Below are 5,158 nucleotides of genomic sequence, written 5' to 3'. Positions count from 1 at the left end.
GTGGCTTCCTTGACGCCGAGCTCTCGGGCCACGGTCGACACGGGCCGACCGGTGTTGATCACCAGCTTGACGGCCTCGTCTGTGAACTCAGGAGTGAACTCCCGGCGTGTGTTTCCCATTATGAACATTCTCTCGTGTGAGGTGTCCACCAACCGGGGTCAAGGCCACACCGGTGGACTTCGAGGTGCAATACTCGTCACAGGCCGCAGAGATCCAACTCGCCGCCTGACCGTGTCCGCACTCCGGGGTCAAGGCCACAATGGTGTTCTGCACTCAGTACTTGCAAAAGGACTGGCACGAGCGGGTCGGCTCCAGCGTCCACGCCGACGCGATCATGGACTGGATCATCCAGACCACGATCTGGGTCGAAACCGGCAACTACAACATGTGCGATCACGCAGCACTCGCCAGCGCCCAACAGAAAGGACGGCGGGCGTCAGCGGCTCCATGCCATGCAATCGCTGGCGCTCTCCCGCACGATCCCCGATGCTGGACAACACGAATGGGAGGCGCTCATGGCTTCAAATAGTCAGGCCCCCCCGGACCATCCCAACCGGATCATGCACCCGAGCCGAGGCGACCGGCTCAGGAGGACGCGGCCGAATAAACGTTCAATAAACGATAAGCAAATTAGCCATAACGCTTGCCATGGTGACAAGAGACCGATCACAAGGTGCTGTGAGAAGCGAAGCCTGCACTAAAGCCAGGACCGTCTGACACTGGGTTTAAGTCTCGCCCCCGGTGCGATCACTGAACAACCTGATCAATTTGTTTTTCAGTAGGGCGGCCGGGACTTGAACGGGACCGACGGTTTTCGACGGCCCCATTGAACGTCACGACCCAAGTGTCATGACCTCGAGTGATCTCGATCTGACCGGGAGTTCCTTGTAGCGTCTGAGCCAATTCTTTCGGCACACCTCGACCTACCTAGGCCGATCTCGGCGCAATAAACGGTGCATAAACGTGCGCGCATCAAGTCTGAGCGCGGAGCCCTCAAACAGAACAACTATGAGCCCGACGATCCGCCCGAACTTGGTGCCCAGGTCAGCGTCCACGACCGCGACGTCCACCACGCGGTGGGAGTGCGCCATACGCCGGCAGCTGGCAGATGGGGTCACATTCGCCGGCGGTCAGGCGTTGGCGGGTGGTTCTCCGGACGGTATTGCCAGCCGGCCATCAACAACCAAGCGTCCGGAGACGCCCGGTTGCGGGCCGAGGGATTGCTCGGTGGGCAGAACGCTGACGGATAGTTTGTGAACATGACAGAGTATCGACGCCCCACGTTCCCAGTGGAGATCTACCGGGATGATCAGGAGCGAGCGATTGACTACGGCAATCGATGGGTAGGAGCGTCTCCGCCCGAAGACGCGTATTCCCGTGTTAGCAATCTGCAGCGGTTCGCGCGGTTGCACCATGTCGCCGACGCAGTCATCGAATGGCCGCAGACTACGTTCGACGTTGCCGTCGACCAAGCCCCGAGCGCCGATGCCGATGCCGATCATCTCCACCTGCCAAATGATGTCGTCCGCGCAGTGCGGGTCGTGCCTCGCGACCCGACAGCGGCCCCGCTGACATTTGTCCTCACGCGGTTCCCGGGTGTGTACCTCCACGCGGGTTCGCTCCACGACTTCCATTTCCCGTGCGGCTGTGATGCCTGTGATGACGGTGTCCTGAATCTGGTTCAAGAGCTCGAATGGACCGTGCGCACCGTCATGTCAGGCGATTATTCTGAGCGATTCGATCCCGGGCGATGCGGCTGGATTGAATACCGGCTCGATGATCCAGGGGTCGGGATGCGATCCGGACGCAGCCGCACCGCGGACCTGCCCGAGGCCCGGATCAAGTCCGCGCGAACCGCGCTACCGCCTGCAGAACAGTGGTCCCCCTGGCCACTACTTCCGCAGGGAGAAGCCGACGCCATCGGCTGCGCACCCGCACGCCGCTGACGCTCAGGCGCGGCGAACGCGCAACCGACCGATAGCTTTCTGCGCTTCGACAAGTAGGAAGATGACGGCGGAAAGGCCTAGCGTGTAGGCCCACTCGCGGAGCCCCACGGGCGTTGAGCTGAACCACACGTTCATGAATGGCGCGTAGACGAACACTAGCTGAAGGACCAGCAGAATGCCGATCGAAATCCAGATCGCACGGTTGCCCCGAAAGACCTTCACCGTGAGGCTCGATGCCCGGAGGAAGCGTGAGTTGAACAGGAACGCGAGCTGGCTGAGGGTGAGCATCGTAACTGCGTTCGTCTGCGCTTCCGCTGTGGTGGACCCGAGCCCTTGTTCGAGGAAGAACACCGCAATTGTCGCTGCCGTGATCAACAGGGAAACCCAAACAATCCGCCCGATGTACGCGCGGTCAAGTATGGATCCGCCTGGGGCTCGCGGCTTCCTGAGCATGATGCCGGCCTCCGCAGGTTCTGATGCCAACGCCAGAGACAAGGTGACAGCGGTGATGAGGTTAACCCAGAGGATCTGGGTGGGTTGCAGCGGCAGCGTGAACCCGAACAACACCGCGAGCAGCAGCACCAGGGACTGGGCTGCGGTCGTCGGGAGGATGAACACAATGGATTTCTGAAGGTTGTCGCGGATGCGGCGGCCCTCCTTGACTGCCCGCTGAATCGTGGCGAAGTTATCGTTGGCGAGAACGATGTCAGCGGCTTCCTTAGTTGCCTCGGTTCCTTTGATTCCCATCGCGACTCCAACATCCGCACGCCGAAGCGCCGGGGCATCGTTCACGCCGTCTCCTGTCATCGCCACCACTTCATTGTGGGATTGGAGCGCCTTGACGATTCGGAGCTTATGTTCCGGGCTGGTGCGGGCGAACACGTCGACGTCGCGGACAATCTTCGCGAGCTGGTCTTGCGACATGGCTTCCAGTTCGCTGCCCGTAAGCACACGAGAGTCCGGATTGGCGATTCCCATCTCTCGGGCGATCGCCAGCGCGGTGCCCGGGTGGTCACCCGTGATCATCTTCACCCGAATGCCCGCGCCATGCATTGTGGCGATGGCCGTAATCGCTTCGGGCCGCGGCGGGTCGACAATTCCGACCACTCCCAGAAACACCATGCCGGTGTCCAGGTCGGAGACTTGCAGCGCGCCCGTTCCCGCAGGTGCGTCGCTGATTGCGGCGGCGAGCACACGCAGACCCTGCGCGCTGAGGTCGTCGATGTGCTGCGTCCAGTACGCCTCGTCCAGGGGCTCGACCTCACCGCCGGCACCTAATTGCTGGGTAGCACGGGTGAGGAGGTGATCCGGGGCCCCCTTCATCAGGATGCGCGGCTTTCCGTCGGCCGACTGATTAAGAATTGCCATAAACTTGTTGTCGGATTCAAACGGGATGACGCCGAGTCGCTCGTGGGCCGCATCGTCAAAGCCGGATTTGAGGGCGAGAGTGCGGAGGGCGCCTTCGGTGGGCTCACCGACGACATGCCAGGCCCCCTCGGTTTCACTGACACGGGCGTCGTTGCATTCGGCCAGCACTTCAATGAGGCTGCCCAGATCGGGGAAGTCAGATAGGGCCGCGGCGGCGCCATTGTGGGTGATTTCGCCGGTGGGCGCGTAGCCGATGCCACCGACTTGGAATGCTCCACGTGCAGTGATGGCGGTGCGAACAGTCATCTCATTGCGCGTCAGGGTGCCGGTCTTGTCGGTGCAGACTGTGGTGACCGAACCGAGAGTCTCCACTGCGGTGAGCTTTCGGACGATGGCCTGGTGTTTCGCCATCTGGCGAACTCCTAGGGCCAGCGTGATGGTCACCAATGCGGGTAGTCCCTCGGGAATCGCCGCAACGGCGAATCCGACAGTCGCAGAGAACAGGTCACCGAAGTCGCGTTCATGGATGAGGCGGCCCACGACGAGCATCAGTCCTGCGACGCCCAGGATGATCAGGGAGATTTTCTTGCTGAAGGCCTCGAGCTGGCGGGTGAGCGGTGTGGCGAGCCTGCCGGTATCGGCAACCATCGATTGGATGCGCCCGATCTCGGTGTTCGCACCGGTTCCGGTAACGACGCCGACGCCGCTCCCCGTGGCGATGAGGGTGCCGGAGAACAGCATTCCGTGACGGTCACCGATGCCCGAATCGGCGGGCACGGGGTCGGTTTGTTTGCCCGCGGGGGAAGATTCCCCAGTCAGGGCAGACTCTTCGACCCTGAGGTTGCTGGCTTCGACGAGGCGGACGTCTGCGGGGACCTTGTCGCCAGGTTTCACTCGAACGATGTCGCCGGGCACCAGGGTCGACGCATCGGCATTGAGCCAAGATCCACCCCTTCTCATCTGTGCGTTGAGGGACAGCATCTTGCGAATGCCGTCGAGGGCTTTCTCGGCGCGACCCTCTTGGAGGAAACCGATCACGGCGTTAATAACGGCGACGGAGAGGATGACGGCGGAATCGACCCACTCACCGAAAACGGTGGTGAGAACAGCGGCACCCAGGAGAACGTAGATCAGCACGTTGTTGAAGTGGCCGAGAAATAGCAGTATCGGGTTCTTCTTGGGCGGCACGGGCAGCGCATTCGGACCGTACGTGCCCAGGCGCTGGGCTGCGTCCGCGGCGCTGAGTCCGTCAATGCTGGTGACGAGATCGCTGAGTACATCGTCTGCGCTCTGAGAGTGCGGCGGTGCCGGGATTCCCGATGTTGAGTCAGGCGATGTGGGGAGGGTGATGACGCTCAAAGGAGCACCTTTCTAGGAACGTGGATCGACCACCGAAATGGGTGGGTGCAGCCGCGTCCCTGACTCTGCGTTGGCCTTGACCCCGGAGAGTGGACACGGGTTAAGCGGCGAGTTGGATCTCTGCGGCCTGTGACGAGTATTGCATCTCGAAGTCCACCGGGGTGACATGCCCGATCGAGGAGTGCCGGCGGCGGCGGTTGTAGCGGTCCTCGATCCACGCCGCGACGCCGCGGATCGCGCGCGCCCGGGTGGGCCAGATACGACGGTAGTAAAACTCTGTTTTCAAGTTCGCCAAGAAGCTCTCGGCCACTGCGTTGTCCCAGCAAATTCCAGTGTATCCCATCGACCGGGTAATGCCATGTGCGGCAGCGAACTCGGTGATCTGCTCCGACGCGTATTGGGCGGATTCAACCGGTGGAAGCAACACCTCGATTATGAAGGTGGAATATGGGACGTCCGAAGGGTTGGATGGCCACGCAACTCGG

Annotated in this window: 4 protein-coding genes; 1 reads left to right on the top strand and 3 read right to left on the bottom strand. The window is 61.7% G+C overall.

The annotated features are described in order from the left end of the window. The coding region (locus CXY82_RS00335) for a transposase (RefSeq protein ID WP_158252094.1) at nt 1-119 on the bottom strand (119 nt) is incomplete at its 3' end. A 1,140-nt stretch (nt 120-1,259) separates the two neighbouring features. Between CXY82_RS00335 and CXY82_RS16825 the strand changes: the two genes are divergently transcribed. Continuing rightward, a complete protein-coding gene (locus CXY82_RS16825) occupies nt 1,260-1,946 on the top strand; it encodes a DUF6226 family protein (RefSeq protein ID WP_146068994.1) in 687 nt (228 codons plus the stop codon). Nucleotides 1,947-1,949: 3 nt separating this feature from the next. On the opposite strand, the gene CXY82_RS00325 is transcribed toward CXY82_RS16825, so the two are convergent. Next, a complete protein-coding gene (locus CXY82_RS00325; RefSeq protein ID WP_233199088.1) occupies nt 1,950-4,673 on the bottom strand; it encodes an HAD-IC family P-type ATPase in 2,724 nt (907 codons plus the stop codon). Nucleotides 4,674-4,773: 100 nt separating this feature from the next. Continuing rightward, nucleotides 4,774-5,158, bottom strand: a 385-nt coding sequence (locus CXY82_RS00320) for an integrase core domain-containing protein (RefSeq protein WP_146068993.1), incomplete at its 5' end; no start/stop codon positions are given.

Origin of the sequence: Cryobacterium sp. M23 (genome assembly GCF_002929655.1) — a bacterium.
Taxonomy (GTDB): domain Bacteria; phylum Actinomycetota; class Actinomycetes; order Actinomycetales; family Microbacteriaceae; genus Cryobacterium; species Cryobacterium sandaracinum.
The sequence above is the reverse complement of the archived record's forward strand: the minus strand, read 5'-3'. Positions and strand labels throughout refer to the sequence as shown.